This window comes from Arthrobacter roseus, from assembly GCF_016907875.1.
Taxonomy (GTDB): domain Bacteria; phylum Actinomycetota; class Actinomycetes; order Actinomycetales; family Micrococcaceae; genus Arthrobacter_J; species Arthrobacter_J roseus.
In genome coordinates this window covers 18,974-39,057 of sequence record NZ_JAFBCU010000001.1, presented here as the reverse complement: position 1 = coordinate 39,057, position 20,084 = coordinate 18,974, and the positions used below count along the sequence as shown (strand labels likewise).

The following is a 20,084-nucleotide window of genomic DNA, read 5'->3' as shown; positions in this document are numbered from 1 at the left end:
CCATCCACGGCAGACGTTGTCGGCGCTATGCGCGCATAGATTGAGCGGCTGTGCTTGACGACCGCACGCTTGGATACATCGTTGCGGTAGCAAGAACTGGATCTCTACGCGGGGCAGCGAAGCTGTTGGGGGTGGCTCCATCTGCCGTGCAGAGGGCCTTGGCCGGGGCGGAACGACGAGTCGGGTGTTTACTCTTTGAACGAGGCACCACAGGAGCCCGCTCGACGGCTGCCGGTCGCCTCGTCATTCAGCATGCTCAGGAGCGCTGCGATCTCGATGCACAATTCTCCGTACAGCTCTCATTGGTGACGTCGGCTGCAGTTGGCGAGGTCACTATCGGGGTGGGCCCGGGCTTCATCGACCAGTTTGCGAGTCGGGTGCTATCACCGTTCATGCACGACCATCCGAACGTCCAGGTCGACATCATCACCGGAGGAACGAGTGAGCTTGTCGCTCGCCTGCAGCGGGACGAAGTCGATGTGACGGTGGCGCTGCATCCTACTGTTGATCGAGGAGTCCGCGTCGTGAACAGCGTTCCTCAGCCCGTTGGATTGGCGTGCGCCGTCGATCACCGGCTTGCCGCTGAATCGCTGATCCGGCCGGCTCAGCTCAGCCATGAACGGATGGCGGTGCTGCCCGAAGGATTCGGGCTCCGGGCTCTGCACGACGGTTTCGTCCGTGCGCACGGCGTGGAGACCACGGTTGCCGTGCAAAGCGACTCCCAGCGGGCGATCGTGGCCGCAGTGGCGACCGGGCGTGTGGTGGCACTACTTCCCCCGGTGACAGTCACGCGAGCTGTCGCTACCGGTGCGGTGGTACTCATCCCAGTAGACGATGCCTATCTAGCCCGTGTGTCTGCTGCTCTGCTCACACGCACCGGGCGACGCCTCACTCCGGCCGCGGCGGCGCTCCTCGAAGCGTGCAGTGGATGGTTCGAAGACTGAGGCGTTGCCTAAAAGACAACACCCTGGCTACGTCCTTGCTGTCTGGTGCAACATTATGAGTCCTCCTAGACTCATCACATCTCGCTCTAGGAGGACCTGTGAAAGCCGTGAAAGCCCTGGTCAGACTCTGGCCCATTCACCTCATCGTGCTGGTTACCAGCATCGTCGCACAACTCATTGGTGTGCGCGCCATCCCGATCGGCATCGGAACGATCCTGCTCCTGCCGCTGTTGTTCGTCTTCGTGTTCACACTGCTCTTGAACCCGCACATCATTAAGCCGATTGGCAAAATCGTCTCGACCAGACGTGTAGCCGCAGCAAGCCCGCTCATCATAATCGCGATCATGCCCTTTATCGCCAAGTTCGGAACCACGATCGGTCCGTCAATCGAAGAAGTGATCCAAGCGGGACCGGCGCTATTGCTGCAGGAGCTGGGCAATCTGGGAACGATCCTGCTCGCGTTCCCGGTCGCGATCTGGGTCTTCCGGATGGGGCGCGAATCTATCGGAGCAGTCCACTCCATCGCACGGGAGCCCAACATCGCGATCATCGCTGACCGTTACGGGCTTCGCAGCCCCGAGGGCACTGGCGTGATGGGGGTTTACGTCATGGGCACCCTCTTCGGTACCTTCGTCTTCGCCATCATCGCCTCACTTTTTGCGACGACCGGCGTCTTCAGTATCGAGGCGTTGGCGATGGCCTGCGGCGTCGGCAGTGGGTCCATGATGGCCGCGTGCTCAGGAGCCCTCGCGGCAGCCGTACCGGAGGCCACGGACAGCATCACGGCCCTGGCTGGTGCCAGCAACCTGCTCACCTACGCAACCGGAATGTACGTCAGTCTCTTCATCGCGCTTCCACTGGTGGAGCGCATGTACCTCCGGATCCGTCCCAACGATCCCGACAACCCCCGCGTCGAAACCCGTGAGGAGCCCGTGCGATGACCACGAACGAGTCCGTGGAAGATTTCGTCCCCACCAGCAACGACCGGAAGTTGCCACTGGGTCCCACGCTGCTAGATCTCGCCGTGGTGACCGTGATTAGCATCCCACTGCAGCTCATCGCGACCGACCTGACCTTGGGCGGTGTTGTGGCAGGGCTGGCGGCCCTTTACGTCCTGTGCGTCCTAGGCCTGCTGGTGACCAAGTATGCGCCCTTCTACCTGCCGTCCGTTGCGTGGATCTCCCTGGTGGGGATTGTGCTGACACTGCCTTACATGCCCTGGTTCGACTGGTTCAACGGGCTAGTGTCCGGGATCGACTTCCTAGCCTTGGCGGTTCCCCCTTTGGCGTACGCGGGTCTGGCTATCAGCAAGCTCGAGATTGACGTCATGCGGCGGTCCGGGTGGAAGATCTTGATTGTCGCGATCTTGGTCTTCACAGGCACTTACGTCGGCTCTGCCGCCATCGCCGAGTTCATGCTGTGGGTGACCTCGTGATGGCAGATCAGCAGGACCCCCGGGCCCGCTCGGGGGGAACGGTGAGCATCGCCGTCGTGGGACTGGGGCAGATGGGCAGCGGTATGGCGGCATCGTTGGTTCGTGCCGGTCGGCAGGTTCTCGGGGTCGATCCTGTGGTTGGTCAACACCTGGACGGTGTGCGTCGTGTCCCGCTCGCGACCGCGCTGGACGAGGCGGAAGTTATCGTGCTGTCCCTGCCGGGCGGGGAACAAGTGCAGGAGGTGATTGACGCGGTTGAGACGGTTGAGACGCCCCGTGTAGTCATCGACACCAGCACCTGCGACCCGCTGGATACCCGGCGTCGGGCCGAACAGCTCGCGTCTGGTGAGCACTTGCTCGTCGACGCGCCTGTGAGTGGGGGTCCGTCCGGCGCCTTAGCCGGAGAGCTGACTGTCTTCCTGGGGTGCCCAGACCAGCACCTGGCATTCGTCCAGGCGATGCTGGCGCCCCTGGTGGGAACGGTGACGCACGTAGGAGAAGTCGGCGCCGGCCACACGGCCAAGCTGGTCAACAACCTACTCTGCGGAATCCACATGTGTGCGGCTAAGGTGCTGCTGGAGGTGAGTGAAGGTGCACGGATCGCCCCCGAGAGATTGGTCGAGGCGGTAAATGCGGCCTCCGGACGCAGTGGCGTCACCGAGGTCAACGTCCCTCGGTGGGTCCTCAGCGACACCTTCGACTCCGGTTTCCCAGTCGGTCTGATGGCGCGCGACGTCGAGCTGGCGGTGTCGGTCGCCGACGCCCTGGGCGTGTCCTCTCCGGTGGCTGCGGCGGCCAAAGAAATGTGGGCGCAGCTGCTGGACCAAGTGGGTCCTCAGCAGGACTTCAACAGGATGGTGAAGCCATGAAACTGTGGCAGGACGTGCTCGGCACCGACGTTCTCGGCTCGTACGTGAGTGGGGAGGTCATCGAGGGTGCGGGCGAGCGGATGGAGCTCGTGGACCCGTCGACCGAGGTGACCTACACGGCGTACCGCGATGGAGGCCCCGAAGTGGTGCACCGCGCCGTGGAGGCCGCGCACCGAGCCGGCGCACAGTGGCGTGGGCTCACCGCTTCGGAGCGCGGACGTATCCTCTGGTCGGTCGGCCAAGCCGTCAGGGCCAATATCCAGGAACTGGCCAAACTCGAGGCTCAGACGGTCGGTAAACCGTTGAAGGACGCCATCGGAGAGACAACCAAGGTCGCCGAGATGTTTGAGTACTACGCTGGCTGGGCCGACAAGCAGCACGGCGAGGTGATCCCCGTCCCGTCCTCTCACCTGACCTACACCGTGCGTGAACCATACGGGGTGGTCGCCCAGATGACACCCTGGAACGCTCCCATCTTTACCGCCGGCTGGCAGATGGCTCCCGCGCTGGCGGCTGGCAACACGGTTGTGCTCAAGCCGTCCGAGCTCACCCCGCTGACCTCGGTGCTGCTTGCCCGGCTGGCCGAGGACGCTGGTCTGCCGCGGGGCTCGGTCAACGTAATCGCAGGACTAGGACCGACCGCAGGGCAGGCACTGGTGACACATCCCGGCGTCGGCAAGGTGGTTTTCGTCGGTTCACCAAAGACCGGCCGACGCATCGCAGCCGCGGCTGGGGAACAGTTGATCCCGTGCGTGCTCGAGCTGGGGGGCAAATCCGCCAACATCGTCTTCGAGGACGCCGACCTGTCGCGTGCCATCGGTGGAGCCGCCGCGGCGATCTTCTCCGGAGCGGGTCAGAGCTGTGTTGCCGGGTCCCGGCTACTCGTCCACAAGAGCGTGCACGACGAGGTCGTCGAACGACTAGGCGATCTGGCCGGACGAATCCGCCAGGGACACCCGCTCGAGGAACAGACCCAGGTCGGCCCGGTCCAGAACGCTGGGCAGCTGAGCCAGATCACGTCCATGGTCGACGCCGCCCTGGAAGGGTCGGCCCACGCCATCGTCGGGGGTTCTCGAACAGACCGAACCGGCTTCTTCTACCCCCCGACCATCCTGAGCGGTGTCACGAACGATGATCCGATCGCCCGCGAGGAAGTCTTCGGCCCCGTCGTGGTGGCGATTCCGTTCGAGGACGAGGACGAGGCCGTCCGGCTTGCCAACGACAGCAGCTTCGGCTTGGCGGGCTCCGTCTGGACCAACGCAGTGGACAGGGCCCATCGCGTGGCGGGACAGATCCGTGCCGGGACCGTGTGGGTTAACTCCTACAAGACCATCAACGTGATGGCGCCCTTCGGTGGATTCGGCGCCAGCGGATTCGGCCGCTCAAGCGGGCGAGACGGCCTGCTGGACTACACCCAGTCCAAGGCCGTCTGGGTAGAGACCGACCCCGAGGCCCCACTGGCCTTCGGCTACTAATCCTTGCTCTGCGCCGCGGCCCTAGGATCAACGTGAAGGAGTAAGTATGGGTTCCGTTCTTTCAGTGAACGCTCAACGGCTGGTTGCTGATCTCGAGGCGCTCGGACAGATCGGTCGAGTGGCCGCAGGTGGGCTGAGTCGCACGTCATTTTCGGCGACCGACACCGAGGCACGCAACTGGTACTTCGAACGTTGCGCGGAGGCAGGTCTCACGGTTGTCGTCGACGGTCTCGGAAACCTGATCGTTTCATCGCCGGACGTTGTCCCTGAGACCACCGATCGTCCAGCGGTCTGGTCCGGCTCGCATATCGATACGGTGCCGAACGGAGGCCAGTTCGACGGTGCGCTCGGTGCGATCGCCGCCTTGGAGTGCCTGCGTCGCATCCACGAAGAGGGCATCGTTCTGGAGCGACCGGTGCGCAGCATTGTCTACACCGACGAAGAGGGCAGCTACGCGCATCTGCTCGGCTCAAGCGCTCTGGCGCGCGGGTATTCGCTGGCTGAACTCGAAGCTATGAACGGCCGGGACGGCGACCGTTTCGTCGACGCCTTCACCGCTGCGGGTGGCAACCTCGATGCCGCGACGCGCACCAAAATCGATCCGGCCACGTTGCATGCCACGGTCGAACTACACATCGAGCAAGGGCCCACACTCGAGAACCTCGGACACGAGATCGGCGTAGTGACCGGCATCGTCGGCCTCGGTGGCGGCTCCGTAACTTTTCGCGGCCGCGCTGATCATGCCGGGACGACGCCGATGCTGGGGCGCAAGGACGCCCTCGTTGCTGCAGGAGCCCTCGTTGTCGCCTTTCCGGATCTGGCTGCGCGTATCGGCGATGGTGCCGTGATTACCAGCGGTGTGATCAGCGTTGAACCAGGAAGTGCCAACGTCATTCCGGAACTAGTCCACGTGACCGTTGACTTCCGGCATCCTGACGCGAACCAGCTTGCGGCATTGGAGGCAGAAATACGGGGGGCCGCCCGTGCTATCGCAGATCAATATGGGGTGGATGTCAGCATCGATCTCGAACCGAGCATTCCGCCTGCACCACTCAACCAGGGCATCCAAGATCTCATCGCGGCCGCAGCCGCAGCGCGGGGTCTCTCATCGAGTTGCCTGCCATCTGGCGCCGGACACGACTCGCAGAACATGGCAACGCTCGCCCCGACCGGAATGATCTTCGTGCCGAGCATCGACGGTCGCAGTCATTGCCCGCAAGAGAACACGTCATGGATTGACGTGGAAAATGGTGCGAACGTGCTGCTGGACACGCTCATTCAGCTTGCGGGTAGTTGACACCGCAGGCTGAACGCCGCTTGCAAGCCGCGTCTGGGGAGCTCGTCCACAAAGTGCACGTCGCGCGAAGCGAAGAAGAAGTAGCTATCGCTCTCGTGACGGCGCTCACCGCCTGTGGAGGGGGCAGGGGGAGACCTTGCGGTAAGTCGGAACGTAGCCGCCACCACGTCAGCCAGCCCGACGACGACGCCCACCCCGTCACCCACGCCAACTGCTACGTACAAGCCGGCATCGGCGGAAGGCCAGGCGGAGAACGTACCTTTGCTCGAGTTGCCGGAGGAAGCCAAGAAGGAAACGAAGGCGGGTCTAGAGGAGGCTAGCCGGGCGACGGTGTACCGCTATCTGAATATGGGAAGTGATGAACTGGTGTGAGGGGTTCATGTGCCGGTTCCAGGTCGGTCTGGCAGGGGTTTCGCAAACGGAACCGCAAAGCCGCCATTCAGGCTGTGGCTTAACTGCCAAGCGAGATTAACGGTTATAGGGTGCTGGGTTGTGAAGTCAGGAAGAGGTGTACAACCACTTGATTCAAAGTGAATCACAGAGATACAGGCAGCGTGTGGACCGGCTCGACGAGCTCCGCGCGGCCAAGAACGCGGCGGACCGGAACCTAACGCAGCGCGAGATCGCCGAGCTCCTCGCGACCAGTCAAACCCAGGTGCACCGTATGCTTCAGGCTCTCGAACGCCGCGGCGGGACAGTCGAGCAGGACCCTGAGGAGATTATTCTCCGAGTTTTCGATGATGTAGCAGTCGTAAGAGTGGCGAAAGCGTGCATGGAACTCCAGCAGAATGTGTCAGCTGGAGGGCGGGCAGTTGTCGTCAGTGCGGGGCCACCCGGGGCAGGTAAGACTGATGTGTTGGACTCTCTGTCTCTAGGTGGTTACCGGGTTATCGACCCCGATGCGGCCAAGGATATGCTCCTTGATGAAGCGGACCGGTATGACCTGCTGGACTATCGATATGAGCACGTTTTACCTGATGGCGGACCGGTAGGGCTGCGTGAACTCTCAGCTCATGTGCACATCCTGTCGACGAGGGTGAGCGACGTTGTTCGCCGGTTGGCTTTGGTTTGGCAGCGGGGGAGAACGTCGTTATCGACGGTACGCTGTCCTGGCGGCCGCTAACCGGTCTTTACATCGACGAGCTCTTCAGCGCAGGATACGGGGGCCTTGAGGTTATTGACGTGGAGACTTCTCTTGAAATTGCTGTGGCCCGCGCCAGGGAGCGGTGGTGGGCCGGACGGCAGAACGATTCGCACTTCGGCGGTCGCTTTGTGCCCGATGAGGCTGTCACGCGGTGCTACGACGACGCCCAGTCAACTGAATCAAAGTGCGCAGCAAACGCTCTGATTCTCGCTGAACGCGCCGCCAACGAGCTCGGTCACGGGAAGCTGCGCCGGTTTGACTTAGACGCGCAGACCGGTGCGCCACGTCAAACCCTGGAAACCAACTTCGGGTAGAGGCGTCAAGTGTCAGGTTGGAACCTTGACTCGCCACCCGTCAGTGTCCGGGAAACACTAAGTCGAATCCACCCTGAGGAAATTGGATGGAATGCCCGACATCTGGTTGGGGTATGCCCCAGTCTGACTCGGATTCTATAGGCGACATGGAGGATTCCCGTCCCAAGCCTGGCGAGTATCGCGCAGTCGCGTCGAAAACGACAAGCCCTTATCGGAGGGACCCAGCCAAGTCAGCCGGTCTGGTTAGAGGCCGGAGTAGGAGTGGAGGCCGGAGAAGTAGACGTTGACGATGGCGAAGTTGAAGATGATGCACAGGTAGCCGACGATGCAGAGCCATGCTGCTCGGGTGCCGGTCCAGCCGCGGGTGGCGCGGGCGTGCATGTATGCGGCGAAGATGACCCAGATGACGAAGGTCCAGACTTCTTTGGTGTCCCACCCCCAGTAGCGGCCCCAGGCCTCTTCGGCCCAGATTGCTCCGGCCATGAGGGTGAAGGTCCATAGGATGAAGGCGACGGCGTTAATGCGGTAGGCGAGATTTTCAAGGCTTAGCGCATCCGGGATGCGGCGCATGAAACTCATGCCCGGAGACCCTCCGTTGGTGAGGGCAGCCTCGCGGCGGGTTTGGAGCAGTTGCAGGACGGACATCGCGAAGGTCAGAGTGAACAGTGCTGAGGCGGTGACGGCGATGGAGACGTGGATGATCAACCAGTAGCTTTGCAGCGCCGGGACCAGGTTCCCTACTGGGGTGGGGATGCCGATGGTCGCGGCAGTCAGCATGATCAGTACCAGGCCGATGACGAAGGTACCCAGAAACCTCAGGTCCCTCCGGGTGAGAACCAGGAGGAAGACACCGGCCACTACCAGCGCCCCGGTAGTGGCGAATTCATACATGTTGCCCCAGGGGACCCTGTTAGCGGCGATGCCCCGGCTGAGGACTGCAGCCAGATGCACGACGAACGCCAATGTTGTTACTGCCACTCCGATGCGGGCGGCGGTACGTCGTTCTTTGGTGTAGTGCATGGACTCATCGGCCACCGAGTCAGATGAACGGTTGCCGGTTGAATCGCTGGTGCTACGGGCGACCCGGTCCTCGGGGCCGGTCAGTCCTTCGTGGCTGCTTGTTCCGGCCATGGCGGGAAGCTTGGCTTGGGCAGTCTCTGCAGTCTCTGCAGTAGACGTGGTTGCGGCGTTGGGGTGTGCTGTGCCGTCCGCGGCGGCGTTTGACTGTGTTACTACCCGGTGGTTAATGGCAGCCAGTTTCTTGCTGCTGGCGGCCATGTCCCAGGCGAATGCGCCAAAGGCCACCAGATAGGTCAGGGCGGCCAGGAGCATGAAAAGTTCGCTGTATTGGCCGAGGTCTTCATTGATTCCCATTACTTCTCTTCACTGTTGTTTCTCGTCGACCATTTGTTTTCGAACAAGGTGCGGAGCGCTTTTTCTTCGCCGATGAGCCGGTAGTCCTCTCCGCGGGCGAGCAGGCCGTATTCGATCATGGTGCGCCCGTCCTCGTGGGTGCCGGCGCGCACCCACGCCCTGCGGCGGCCGATGAAGAGGGAGGTCATCAGACCCAGTACTGCCAGGGATGAGAATATGAGCGCCCCGATTTTGCCGGGGTCATAGGTGATATCGACACCGATGTAGCGCTTGAGGCCGTCAAAGGTGATTGAGCCTTTGCCCTCGGGAAGGTCATACGTTTGATACGCGCCCAGGACGATGCCGCCGGTGTCCAGTTTACGACCGTTGAGCTGCGTCAGCTCCGAGGTATCGAGCGTGTAGACGGAAGTCGGCACGCCCTCATCGAGTCCGAGATCGCCATAGTAGGAGTCGAGCAGCAGCTGCGGATTGAACGGGTCGGGGTCCCCGGCTACAGTCTGCCCGTTTTCGCCTTTCATCGCGGTGGGGATGAACAGCCCGACGAAGCCTAGCTGGAACGGCTGGGCGTCGGGGGCCTTAATGACGATGGTGGAGGTGTAGGCGGCGTCGTTGACGCGGGCGACCACCGGTTCGCTCAGCGTGATGTTGCCCTCACCGTCGCGGATGGTGATGACCGGTGCATATCCGTTTCCGACCAGGTAGACGTTGGTCCCATTGAAGGAGAGCGGTTCGTTGACCTCCAGTACCTGTTCCCGCGGTTCTGCGTCCGGGGTGGTCTTGGTGGTGACCTTGGCGGTGAAGTCGATGGGTTGACCGTAGTTACTTGTCGTTTCACGCTCGAAGGTCACATCAAAGTTGTCCAGACGGATCGAGAACGGATCGAGCGTCCCGTCACTGAAGTTCGTGCCGGGGGTGAACGAGTCGTAGCTGACCAGGTTGTTGATGAAGGTGCCGTCTTCGACCAGGATTTTTTGGCCTCGGTAACCAAACAGCCCGCCGACGGCGACGGAGATCAGCACACCGATCAGCGCGGCGTGAAATACCAGATTGCCCACTTCTTTGATGAAGCCGCGCTCGGCGCCCACCGAGGGGTGCGGCCCGTCCGCATCACGGACATCGACTCGGTAGCCGCGGCGCTTGAGGATAGCCGCAGCGTCCGCCACCGCCTGCGATGCCGGGACCTGTCGCTCAGCGGGTATGGCTAGGGCTCCGTAGTGTCGCAGCCGGGATAGTCGCTGCGGGGTGCGCGGCGGCTGTGAGCGGATAGCCTTGGCGTGCTGGCTGGCCCGCGGGAACACGCAGCCGATCAGGGAGATGAACAGCAGCAGATAGATCGCTGAGAACCAGACTGAGGAATAGACATCAAAGAGCTGGAAGCGGTCCAGCCACGGACCAGCGCTCGGATTGTTCTGGATGTACTGGGCCACGACGGCGGGGTTCGCCGGCCGCTGCGGAAACAGCGAGCCGGGGACCGCGGCTACAGCCAGCAACAGCAGTAAAAATAGTGCTGTGCGCATACTCGTCAGCTGACGCCACGCCCAGCGTAAGGTCCCGATGAAGCCAAGAGCTGGCAGCGCGACGTTGTCGGTGGATTCCGCTGTCGGCGCCGGCTTTGTTACTTTCTGATCGTGTACGGTATTGCGCATCAAATCGGTAATCTCACTTCATTGGTAAACCAGTCCTGCAGCTGTCCTACCCAGAATCCCCAGAGACCTGAAACCATCAGCAGGCCAAGTAGGATCAGCACGGCGCCGCCGAAACGCTGCAGCGACAGGCGGTGGCGGCGGAAAAACTTCAGGGCTCCCAGCCCGCGTCGTGCGCCGAGGGCGATCAGCAGGAACGGTACCCCCAGTCCTAGACTGTAAAAGAGTGTCAGAAACGCACCATTGATCGCTCCGGCGCCGCTGGAGAATGCCAGGAGTTGGATGGCCGATAGCGTCGGACCGATACAGGGTGCCCAGCCCAGGCCAAAGGTGATTCCCAGCAGCGGCGCCCCCCAAAGGCCGGTCGGTGGCTTCGCGTGGATCTTCGCCTCCCGCTGGAACCAGGAGAATCCGCCGAGAAAGATGACGCCCATGAGAAGCACCAGGCCACCTGAAACTTGAGTGATCCATGCCTGTTCGTCTCGCTGCAGCCAGGCACCGAGGCCGCCGAACACGGCCCCAATGAGCATGAACACCGCGGAGAATCCCAGCACGAATAAGCCGACACCGACGAACATGCGTCCGCGCCTCTGCTGCTCCAGATCCGCCCCGGTCAACCCGGTCACATAGCCCAGATACCCCGGCACCAGCGGCAGCACGCAGGGCGAGGCGAACGAGACTAGGCCGGCCAAGATAGCGACCGGAATGGCCAATAGCATCGAACCGCTCAGCACCGTCTCGGCAAACGGGTTGTTTGCTGCGGTCTGCACGATGACGGTTGCAGGCGTTGTGATATCGGCCGGGTTCATCGTTACTCTGCCACGGCCTCGGATATCAGGGCGTCCAGAGTGTTCTTATCCACCAAGCCAAGAATTCTCGCGGCCACGCGTCCCTGCTTGTCCAATACAAGTGTCGTCGGTACAGCCTGCGGCGGAACATAATCGGTCATCGAGAAGAGTACTCCGCCGTCCTGGTCATCAATACTGGGATACGTCACACCGAAATTGCGCTCGAACGCCGCCGCGGTAGCCTCGGGGTCACGAACGTTAACCCCGTAGAACAACACGCCGTTGTCCTTATGCTTCTGATGCAGCGACTCAAGGTCCCGGGCTTCAAGTCGGCACGGCGGACACGCTGCATACCAAAAGTTCAGCACCGTCACCTGTCCCTGCCAGTCAGCCGAATCCACCATGGTGCCGTCGTAGAGTTCAGCCGAAAGCTCCACCGAAGCCCCCCGAGCTTCAGGAATGTACTCGGAGATCGAGCCGTCACCGGCAATGTAGTTTTTGCCATCTCCCGCCGCAACTTGGTCAGCCAGTGGATCAGCGGACGCGCAAGCGGTCAGGGCGAAGACTAAGACAATGACGACGGCGAGCAGTCTCCCGATTGGACGTTGCAGGGTTTGGTTCACGACGGCGGCTTTCACTTACTCTCCGAAACTTCTGGGACCATTACCAATTTTCTACAGCGTGTAGTACAACCCTTACGCCCCCTTAGAGACAGAGGCAAACCCGGGCGGCAAGCAACTTGTCTGCGGCGGGAAAAGGTCGTATGGCAATAGTACTATGTGTCATAGTAGATGGTTGTACGGCTTGCCGTTGGTTGTTCGCGCGGTGAGTTTTCGTCTAGTTCGGGTGACTTGCACTTCAGTGCTGTCGGAGTGAGGCGGCACCACAAGGCTCTCATCTACTATTGACGATAGTATTTTATCAATAGTCCGAATAACAGGTAGGTCAGGAGTGATGGGTGTGGGCGCAATGATGGGTGGAATGATGGGCGGAGTCATGATTTGGGGGATTCTGCTGTTGCTGTTGCTGGCCGCTGCGGTGGCCGCGGTCATTGTTCTGGCCGTCCGTGCCGGCAGGCAGGGAGCGTCCACGCGGAGCGAACCTGCAGCAGATTCTGGTGAAGCCCATAGTGTTCTGCGCAAGCGCTTCGCGGCCGGGGAGATTGATGACGAAGAGTACCAGCGCCGCCGCACTGCCCTGGGCAACGACTGATGGCCAACCGCTTCCCAGGCAAGTCTGACTAACCGTCCACCCCACCCGAGCAGGATGCTCCTGGTTCAGGTGTCTGGGGGCCCTGAACGTAGGCGGCCAGGAAGGGTTCCAGCCGCTCATCAGCAGCACCATCGAGTGTGAGTTGGGTGCCCCAGGCAGGCGCGACAAGAGGAGCCTCCTGATCCGGGTTCGGGCTCAATAAGACATAGCTTCTGGAGTCCACCAGGTCGGTGAGTTCCTGTACCTGGTCATCGGGCAGGTCTGAGTTGTACGTGAGCCACACGGCCCCATGCTCGAGGGAATGCACGGCCGGCTTTTCGTCCACCGGGGAGGTGTAGACGCCGCAGTTGACCCATACCGGCGCATGGTCGCCGCCGACGCCGGGCGACTGCTCATAGTCGATGGGCTCCTGGACGTGATTGCGTGATAAATCCTCAAACTTTTCCACGCCCGCAATGGGTCTGCTCGCCGCTTCCTCAGTGGCAGCCTGGCGCTGGGCCTCGCCCACCAGGACAAAGGCAACGACGCCGATCAGCGCCACAATGACCAGGGATGATATCCCGTAGACGAGAATCTTGTGTCGCCGTTCGGCGCTCTGATGCTTGGCCCGAATGGCAGCGGCTTTGGCTCGCCGGTCATTGGTTTCCTGCTGTTTCTTCTTTACCACGTAGATAGTTCCTCTCCTGGATGTAGTCCTTTTATCTTGCTTATCGGCTCTCTGCCGGAGAACCGTCGGCCGGCTCGATCTGTCCCTCATTGGGGTGCGCGCGGGATCGGCCATAGTTTTTGCGTTGGATAAACACCAGCAGAGCAATCACAAAGAGCAAGCCGGAGACCCAAGTGTTAACACGGAGGCCGAGGATAAGGTTCGCGGTGTCTGATCTCATGAGTTCAATGAAGAACCGCCCGGCCGTGTACAAAACGATGTACAGCGCCGAGATCCCGCCGGCCCCGATATTTCGCTTTCGATCAACCAGCAGCAAAATGAGGCCCGCGGCCAGAGCCCACAGCGACTCGTAGAGGAAGGTGGGGTGGAAGTAACCCAGTACGACGGGGTTTCCGGCGGCGTCCAAGACGGCGCGGCCGGCGGACATCTCGTGGATCTCCAATTTCCATGGAACGGTCGTTGATTCACCGTAGAGCTCGTTGTTAAACCAGTTCCCCCAACGCCCCAGTGCCTGAGCAAACAGTACGCCGGGGGCTGCTGAATCGGCGAAGGCGAGAAATGACACGTTGTGCCGACGGCATCCTATCCACGCCCCCAGTGCTCCTAGAGCAACGGCGCCCCAAATACCGAGGCCGCCCTCCCAAATCTTCAACGCATCCCACGGGTTCCTCCCGGGGGCAAAGTAGAGCTGTGGGTCAGTGATGACGTGATAGATCCGCCCGCCCACAACCCCAAAGGGCACAGCCCACACCACGATGTCGAACGCTGTCCCACGTTCGGCTCCCCTGGCTACGAACCTGCGCTCGGTAAGATACGCGGCCACGACGATACCGGCGAGAATGGAGAGTGCATAGAAGTGGATCGTGACCGGACCCAGATCGAAAGCACTCACAGTCGGGGAAGGAATATAGGTCTGGGTCTCGGTGAGAACGGCTGCTGCAGTTTTCATTTGCCCGCCACCATTGCGGCGAAAGTCTTCCCGCCGTCCTCAGAGACCTGGACGTTCTCTGCAGACGCCACCCACACCTTCAGATCCTCGTCTGTGCTTGCCGTGGCGGCGATCGCGGCCGGTTGACCCTGGATCGAACCGGTGTTGGCCCAGCTGAGCCCCGCGTCGTTGCTTACATGCACCTGACCGCCGGGGGTAATACCAACGGCTATTTCGGCACCAGCGAACGTGGTGAACATTAAGACCGGAGCCCCCGGCACGCTGGCCCAACTTGATCCCGAATCGGTGGAGCGCTGCAGCCCCTCCTCAGTCGTTGCCAGAACAACGTCCGAGCGGGGGCTGCCGGCCAGGTCGAAGGGCTGGATATTTGTGGGGGATGACTCCCAGGTTTGGCCGTCTTCACTGGTTCTCACTGTCCCGTCGAAGGCGACCACGTTTCCATCTGAGGTCGTGAGCGTGTGGAAGTCCGACTCACCTTCCCTGGAGAGGATCTTCCAGGTCTGCCCGCCGTCGGTTGATTCGATCAACCCGACCGGGTTCGGCATATCGTTTCCCAGACCGGGGTGGCCGGAGGCATAAAACTCTCCCGATCCTCTGGCCGTGAATCCCATCAGGTCGATCGGCGGCCCAATCTTCGTCACAGGATGGTTCGATACGTTGAATAGGCCATCGTGCGTGGCCAGAAGCACGTCCTCGGTTTCCGGGGCTACGGTCATGCCGTGAATATGGCCGGTCGGATAACCGCCCGTCGCGGAGTCGGAGTGACTTTCGGCGGGGTCATTCTCGCCGGCGGAGGAGCCAGAACAAGCGGACAGGAGCACTGTTGCGCCGAGCATGAGGGAGAGTGACTTTGCTGCGCGCCGCCGGGGCGTTGGAAGTGAAGGCATAACTTACTTTCGAAACTGTGGGGACTCGTACAGACCCACCTACTATACTGCATAGTAGAAAACGTTCTGAATACGTCCAGGCGGCCGCGTGGAAGGAAAGGTCGACGCCGTCAAGGGCCTGCAGGCACAGGGTCTCACGGGTGCCATGGCTGGCGACGGCGTGAACGACGCTGCAGCCCTCGCTCAGGAAGATCCGGGAATCGCGATGGGCTCGGGAACCGACGTGGCGATCGAGGCCGCTGACCTCACAGTAATGGGCAACGATCTGGCCCAAGTGGCTCAAGCCATTGAGCTATCTTGCAGGACGCTCAGCACGATCACGATGCACGTGTTCTGGGCCCTTTGCCTACAACACTCTGGGAATTTCGATTGCGGCGCTTGGCCTGCTTAGTCCGATTATCGCCGGCGGGGCCATGGCTGCCAGCTCCGTGCTGGTGGTTCTGAACTCACTGCGGCTCCGGAACGTCGATAAATAGCTGCACGCCGCTGCCATGCTTTTGGGGAGTCAACAGCCTGGCGTTGTGCGGCACCAGTTGAGCTGCAAGGACCCGCAAATCGGTCCTGGTAGTCTCCTGCGCTGGAGCGGTGTATCTCCTGATCATCTACTATAGAACGTAGGAAATGCTCGTACACGGGCTGGGACAACGGTGAAAGAGGTGGGCAGTGCAACGGCTCGGAGAGTTGGAAGCGGTTGTGATGGAACGGTTGTGGTCTTTAAACCGCCCGGTTGCCGTCCGGGACGTGCTCGAAGAGCTACACGGTGATCGCCCCCTTGCCTACACCACAGTGATGACGGTGATGGATAACTTGCACCGCAAGGGAATGCTGGTGCGCGAGAAAGATGGCAGAGCCTACCGATACCGGGCTGCGCAGCCCCGCGATGAATACACGGCGACCATCATGGGGCAGGCATTGGCATCAAGCACTAACCCCTCAGCGGCCCTGCTGCACTTTCTGGAGACCATACCCTCAGATAACATCGCGCTGCTCCGTGAAGCACTGGGCGAACACGATCCGCATGACGATGAGCGCCGGTCATGACAGCACCCATCACCCTGTTCGTCTTTGCTCTCGTTACAGCTGTGCTTGGCCCACGGCTCCTGCGTCGTCTGGACTGGCCGAGCCGAGCGCCACGGCTGGGCATCCTGGCCTGGCAGGCGCTGAGTGCGTCGGTACTGCTCGCGGTTGTGTTCGCCGGCCTGTCGCTGGCCGTTCCCGCTATTCCGTGGACCACGGATTTGGCGGCCCTGATTGAATCATGTGCCATGGCCCTGCAGGCCCAGTATTCAACTCCCGGCGGGGTGGCCGTGAGCGCCACCGGTGCGGTGCTCGCCTTTGCGGTGATCGGCCGGGTCGGATTCTGCCTTTTCCGTGGCCTTCTCAGCGGCCGACGGACGAAGAAAGTTCAGTTAGACGCGCTGGTCATGGTCGCACAGCACCATCAAGGCTCCGAGGCTCTGGTGGTTGATCACCCCTGCGCCGCCGCTTATTGTCTACCGGGTCGGCATCGGACGGTGGTGTTCACCACCGCCGCCCTTGAGGCTTTGGATGAGGACCAGTTTGCCGCCGTGCTGGCGCACGAGCGGGCTCACTTGCAGGGCAATCATCACCTGATTCTGGCAGCGGCCGATGCCCTGCGCCGGGCGTTTCCGCGGCTGGCTGCTTTCCGTATCGCTCATACCGAAATGATCGCCCTGGTGGAGATGCTCGCCGACGACACCGCAGTTCGTAGCAGCCCCCGGCTCACCGTTGCTACCGCCCTGGTACGGCTGGCCGAACGCGGCGCTGCCCCTGCCGCCGCATTGGCTGCCGGCGGCGATACTGCACTGGTTCGGGTCCGGCGTCTTGTCGCGCCGGCCAATCCACTGGGCCCGGTACGAACCATGGTGACGGGCATGGCCGCCGCTGCTGTGATAGTACTGCCCTTGGTGATTTTGGCAGCGCCGGCCGCCACTGCCGGTCAGGATATGCTCTGCCCTACCGATATGCCCAGCAGCAGCTCCAATCTTCAGGGAAATTGCTCAGCGGAGAACATGGGCCTTCCTGCCCATGTCAGCGATTTCTGCTAGTCACGGCTATCGTCGGTGTTTCCGGCGGTCTACTTTCTAATCCGCCGCGTCTGAGCAGCACGAGAGTCAACAAGGAACCCTGGATGACGTCGATGCTCAACATATAGGCGCCGGCCAGCCGTTGGTCAGTCATCGCGCTCATGGCCCAGGGGCTTTCCATGGCCCCGTACCATTCGGGTAGAAGGAGATTGGGGCTGCTCAGCAGAAAGAGACCTAGGGCAATGTAGAACATCGTTGCCGCCAGCACCGCGTAAAGGGCGTTCGGAGGTCGACTCCCCGGTCCGGACGCCGAGCGCCTCAGCGAATTGACGAACAGGACGCCGACGGCCAGGAAGTGCGCCATCATCCATTGATGGCCCAGGGGATCCCGAGCGGCCCACTGCAGCAGCGGCGAGTAATAGAAAATGACAAGTGATGCGCTCAGGACAGCCGCGCCCGCATAGGGGTGCGCAAGTGCACCTGCCAGCGGTGACCGGCTCGCGGCCTTGATCCATTCCCGGGGACCCCAGCTCCCGTCATCGCGGACACTTATCGTCCGTGATGCGAGGATAACGGGGTGCCCGGCGGCGAGCAGGACCGGAATTATTGTGGTGAGGATCACCTGTGCGAGCACCTGCGCACTGAGGAGGAACTCCCGGTAGACATTGAGACCGCCATTGGTGATGTAGAGCAGCATCATCAGACCGGTCAGCCAGTAAACGCTCCGCCGGGCAGGCCACCGGCCGCCCGCTCTGTGTAGACGGCGGACGCCGGCCAGGTAAAAGAGGACTCCGGAGCTGAAGAGCAGGAACCAGATCGGATCGAAACCGAACTCGGTGAAGTAGTTCCAAGGTCCGGGAGCTGGGGGAAGTGGTGCGTCGACCATCCGCTCGGCGAGAGTGCTGTAGGCGACGGGAACATCAGGGATGGGCGACTCGATCTGCGCCAAGATCGGTGCTATGCCTGAGGCCAGGCCCATAAAGAGCAGTTCGGCGGTGACGAATGTCCAGAAGGGTTTCATGCTGTCTGCCGGGTCCCGTTCCATTCTGGAGATGATCCAGCGGCGCTGCGCGAAGCCAAGCACGCCGAGGACAACCAAGGCAAAAGCCTTCACCAGGACAAGGAGCCCGAAGGCGGAGGACAGGTTTTCCAGCGTTCCGATCGTCACCTGCGCTCTGAGGTAACCGGAGGCGGCGAGCACGATGAAAGAGAACAGGGCCAAAGCCGAATAGCGTCTAACAATGACCGTCAGTCTGCCGGGAGTGAGTACGGGACGCAGCACGACGAGAGTGATGAGACCGCCTAACCAGAGGGCTGCGGCGATAATGTGAAGCCCGAAGGCGGCCATCCCGGCCTCGTGGCCCTCACCATAGTTTGGGTGCCCGTTAAGCGTCAGGGGCACCAACCCACCGATCGCCAGGAGAGTCACGGCGCCGACGGGCACCGCGTTCCTGACCGCAAAGCACAGCATCGTGACGATGGCAGCGATCACGGTGGTCACCAGCCAAGTTTGTCCCAGCCCCACGCTGGTCACAAACAGGGCGAACTCCGCTCCGAACAAATCATCGGAGGCGACTCCGTCTGCCGCATCCAGGTAGGCCAACATCATGGTTACGGCTGAGATCACCGTCCACACCGCAGCGGAGATACCGGCGGAGTTTAGTGCTCTGGCATACTCCCGATGGTTAGGGGTCAAAGCAATGCATGCCAGGACGAGGGCACCGATAGTCGCAGCTGCTGAGACGTTGAATAGGAACTTGGCAACCGGCAGCGCCCACAAGAGGAACTGACCGAAATCAACCAGTGGGGCCGAGCCGCCATGCAGCGGCATTATCGCAAAGGAGCTGATGGTGGGATTCAAGAGAACCGTGGAAGCTAACGACAAGTGCGGCCTTCACCCACCTCTACCAATGCCCGAATTATCGTCGCCGAGAGCCCGCGCATGAGTCCTAAGTCAGGTTTGTCCATGACTGGCCCTCGTCAGAGCTGGCGTAAACGGTGGCGTTGGTGCCGCTGAGGGCTGCGGCGTAAAGCGTTTGCCCGTCGGGCGAGAAGGCCGCGGCGGTCGTGCCTTCAGGTACCGTCAAAGCGGTCCAGGTTTCACCGCCGTCACTGCTGATAGCACTTTCGGCCATGCCCACCGCCACGACCCGTTCGGTATTGGTTGGGTCCCAGGCGGCGGCCATCGCCGCGCCGGGGCCACCCAGAGCGGTCCAGGTGCGGCCACCATCGTTACTGGATACCAGACCATTAGCCATATCCGGTACGATTAGCCGCTTAGGGTCGGCAGGGTCAACCAAAATGACCCCCATAAAGGATCGGCCCACCTCACCGTTTCGGGTCGTCCAACTCTTCCCGCCGTCCTCGCTCACCTGCAGCCCGCCCTGCGTCGTGCCGGCGTAGAGAATTTCGTCTGAACCGCCGAGGGCATGGACATCATCGAGGGCCCCTTCGCCGGTGACCTTAGTGAAGGATGAACCGTCGTCAGACTGGTAAAGGCCCGGGTGGCCGCCAATGAGCGTCGTTTCCTCCGTTGCGGCCACACCCATCGGGTCGGTTCCTTTCAGCGAGGGGAGCTGGGCCCAAGTGTTGCCGCCGTCGGTCGAAACAGCCCCGCCATCGTGCCCGCCCACATAGAGCTTGCCCTGGAGGGCGGTCAACACGTGCAGGTCACCGCCTACATACGGACCGGCCGTGGCCCCGGACGCTTCGGCGTCGGCGTCGTTACCGCCAGTGGCAGCAAGAACACCGATCCCACCGCCGACGGCAATGACAGCTGCCACCGCTGCGCCAACCCATCGGCGGCGGCCGACAACGGTGCGGCGCGATTTCGAAGGTTTAGCCAGTGTCGCGGGTTTTGACGCTGGTGGCACTCGGGATATGTCGTTCACGGTGAAATCCTTGGTATTGAGTTAGTGCGGCTGGGAGGCGGACCCGGTCAGCGGTGTCCTAGGTGGCAGCGTCAGCTGATATGTCAGGGATCTTAGATCTGCACGGCCATGGGCATGGGCGCGCCGTGGCCAGGGAGTCCGTTAAAG

21 protein-coding genes and 1 pseudogene are annotated in these 20,084 nt (G+C 61.8%); 13 read left to right on the top strand and 9 right to left on the bottom strand.

Annotated elements, in window-relative coordinates; genetic code table 11:
* Positions 1–50 precede the first annotated feature (50 nt).
* The 9 genes from JOE65_RS00225 (at position 51) to JOE65_RS00185 (ending at position 7,478) form a co-directional block, all read left to right on the top strand.
* Positions 51–944 carry a LysR substrate-binding domain-containing protein gene (locus JOE65_RS00225; protein ID WP_205161361.1) on the top strand — a complete coding sequence of 298 codons (894 nt, stop codon included), beginning with the start codon at positions 51–53 and terminating at the stop codon, positions 942–944.
* Positions 945–1,042: 98 nt separating this feature from the next.
* The gene (locus JOE65_RS00220; RefSeq protein ID WP_205161360.1) at positions 1,043–1,885 is read left to right on the top strand and encodes a DUF3100 domain-containing protein; all 843 of its coding nucleotides are present in this window, start codon (positions 1,043–1,045) and stop codon (positions 1,883–1,885) included.
* A complete protein-coding gene (locus JOE65_RS00215) occupies positions 1,882–2,379 on the top strand; it encodes a hypothetical protein (protein WP_205161359.1) in 498 nt (165 codons plus the stop codon). Before JOE65_RS00220 ends, JOE65_RS00215 begins: the two co-directional genes overlap by 4 nt.
* Complete coding sequence (locus tag JOE65_RS00210) at positions 2,379–3,248, top strand: NAD(P)-dependent oxidoreductase (protein ID WP_205161358.1); 870 nt, start codon at positions 2,379–2,381, stop codon at positions 3,246–3,248. The genes JOE65_RS00215 and JOE65_RS00210 overlap by 1 nt, the downstream gene beginning before the upstream one ends.
* On the top strand, positions 3,245–4,723 hold the full coding sequence (locus tag JOE65_RS00205; RefSeq protein WP_205161357.1) for an aldehyde dehydrogenase family protein: 1,479 nt from the start codon (positions 3,245–3,247) through the stop codon (positions 4,721–4,723). The genes JOE65_RS00210 and JOE65_RS00205 overlap by 4 nt, the downstream gene beginning before the upstream one ends.
* A gap of 46 nt (positions 4,724–4,769) precedes the next feature.
* The gene (locus JOE65_RS00200) at positions 4,770–6,020 is read left to right on the top strand and encodes a Zn-dependent hydrolase (protein WP_205161356.1); all 1,251 of its coding nucleotides are present in this window, start codon (positions 4,770–4,772) and stop codon (positions 6,018–6,020) included.
* A gap of 114 nt (positions 6,021–6,134) precedes the next feature.
* Complete coding sequence (locus JOE65_RS00195; protein WP_205161355.1) at positions 6,135–6,392, top strand: DUF6318 family protein; 258 nt, start codon at positions 6,135–6,137, stop codon at positions 6,390–6,392.
* A gap of 184 nt (positions 6,393–6,576) precedes the next feature.
* Positions 6,577–7,143, top strand: a complete 567-nt coding sequence (locus JOE65_RS00190) for a helix-turn-helix domain-containing protein (RefSeq protein ID WP_205161354.1) — start codon at positions 6,577–6,579, stop codon at positions 7,141–7,143.
* A gap of 59 nt (positions 7,144–7,202) precedes the next feature.
* Positions 7,203–7,478, top strand: a complete 276-nt coding sequence (locus JOE65_RS00185; RefSeq protein ID WP_205161353.1) for a hypothetical protein — start codon at positions 7,203–7,205, stop codon at positions 7,476–7,478.
* Positions 7,479–7,721: 243 nt separating this feature from the next.
* Here the strand turns inward: JOE65_RS00185 and ccsB are convergent, their stop codons facing one another.
* From ccsB to JOE65_RS00165, 4 genes are read right to left on the bottom strand one after another with little or no spacing between them, the layout of a single operon-like run.
* Complete coding sequence (gene ccsB / locus JOE65_RS00180) at positions 7,722–8,852, bottom strand: c-type cytochrome biogenesis protein CcsB (RefSeq protein ID WP_205161352.1); 1,131 nt, start codon at positions 8,850–8,852, stop codon at positions 7,722–7,724.
* On the bottom strand, positions 8,852–10,498 hold the full coding sequence (gene resB, locus JOE65_RS00175) for a cytochrome c biogenesis protein ResB (RefSeq protein WP_205161351.1): 1,647 nt from the start codon (positions 10,496–10,498) through the stop codon (positions 8,852–8,854). The genes ccsB and resB overlap by 1 nt, the downstream gene beginning before the upstream one ends.
* On the bottom strand, positions 10,498–11,304 hold the full coding sequence (locus JOE65_RS00170; protein WP_239536560.1) for a cytochrome c biogenesis CcdA family protein: 807 nt from the start codon (positions 11,302–11,304) through the stop codon (positions 10,498–10,500). Before JOE65_RS00170 ends, resB begins: the two co-directional genes overlap by 1 nt.
* Before the next feature lie 2 nt (positions 11,305–11,306).
* On the bottom strand, positions 11,307–11,894 hold the full coding sequence (locus JOE65_RS00165; protein WP_420827514.1) for a TlpA family protein disulfide reductase: 588 nt from the start codon (positions 11,892–11,894) through the stop codon (positions 11,307–11,309).
* Between the two features lie 358 nt (positions 11,895–12,252).
* Between JOE65_RS00165 and JOE65_RS00160 the strand changes: the two genes are divergently transcribed.
* Positions 12,253–12,495 (top strand): SHOCT domain-containing protein, encoded by a 243-nt coding sequence (locus tag JOE65_RS00160; protein WP_239536754.1) that lies wholly within the window; start codon positions 12,253–12,255, stop codon positions 12,493–12,495.
* A gap of 28 nt (positions 12,496–12,523) precedes the next feature.
* Here the strand turns inward: JOE65_RS00160 and JOE65_RS00155 are convergent, their stop codons facing one another.
* Genes JOE65_RS00155 through JOE65_RS00145 form a run of 3 tightly spaced genes read right to left on the bottom strand, consistent with a single transcriptional unit; the run spans position 12,524 to position 14,998 of the window.
* Complete coding sequence (locus JOE65_RS00155) at positions 12,524–13,162, bottom strand: DUF3105 domain-containing protein (protein ID WP_338021508.1); 639 nt, start codon at positions 13,160–13,162, stop codon at positions 12,524–12,526.
* Positions 13,163–13,202: 40 nt separating this feature from the next.
* Positions 13,203–14,111, bottom strand: coding sequence for a prolipoprotein diacylglyceryl transferase (gene lgt / locus JOE65_RS00150; protein WP_205161348.1), 909 nt, complete (start codon positions 14,109–14,111; stop codon positions 13,203–13,205).
* Entirely contained in the window at positions 14,108–14,998 is an 891-nt protein-coding gene (locus tag JOE65_RS00145; RefSeq protein ID WP_239536559.1) for a F510_1955 family glycosylhydrolase, read from the bottom strand. The genes lgt and JOE65_RS00145 overlap by 4 nt, the downstream gene beginning before the upstream one ends.
* Positions 14,999–15,089: 91 nt before the next feature.
* On the opposite strand from JOE65_RS00145, the pseudogene JOE65_RS00140 reads away from it, so the two are divergent.
* From JOE65_RS00140 to JOE65_RS00130, 3 genes and pseudogenes are all read left to right on the top strand, one after another.
* A pseudogene (locus JOE65_RS00140) lies at positions 15,090–15,474 on the top strand (heavy metal translocating P-type ATPase); the annotation flags it as partial.
* Between the two features lie 187 nt (positions 15,475–15,661).
* Positions 15,662–16,039 carry a BlaI/MecI/CopY family transcriptional regulator gene (locus tag JOE65_RS00135; protein ID WP_205161347.1) on the top strand — a complete coding sequence of 126 codons (378 nt, stop codon included), beginning with the start codon at positions 15,662–15,664 and terminating at the stop codon, positions 16,037–16,039.
* Positions 16,036–17,067, top strand: a complete 1,032-nt coding sequence (locus JOE65_RS00130) for a M56 family metallopeptidase (RefSeq protein ID WP_205161346.1) — start codon at positions 16,036–16,038, stop codon at positions 17,065–17,067. The genes JOE65_RS00135 and JOE65_RS00130 overlap by 4 nt, the downstream gene beginning before the upstream one ends.
* Here JOE65_RS00130 and JOE65_RS00125 read toward each other — a convergent pair.
* Both JOE65_RS00125 and JOE65_RS00120 read right to left on the bottom strand, forming a co-directional pair.
* Complete coding sequence (locus tag JOE65_RS00125; protein ID WP_205161341.1) at positions 17,051–18,931, bottom strand: bifunctional copper resistance protein CopD/cytochrome c oxidase assembly protein; 1,881 nt, start codon at positions 18,929–18,931, stop codon at positions 17,051–17,053. The genes JOE65_RS00130 and JOE65_RS00125 overlap by 17 nt on opposite strands.
* A 64-nt stretch (positions 18,932–18,995) precedes the next feature.
* Positions 18,996–19,937, bottom strand: coding sequence for a WD40/YVTN/BNR-like repeat-containing protein (locus JOE65_RS00120; RefSeq protein WP_205161340.1), 942 nt, complete (start codon positions 19,935–19,937; stop codon positions 18,996–18,998).
* Positions 19,938–20,084 lie beyond the last annotated feature (147 nt).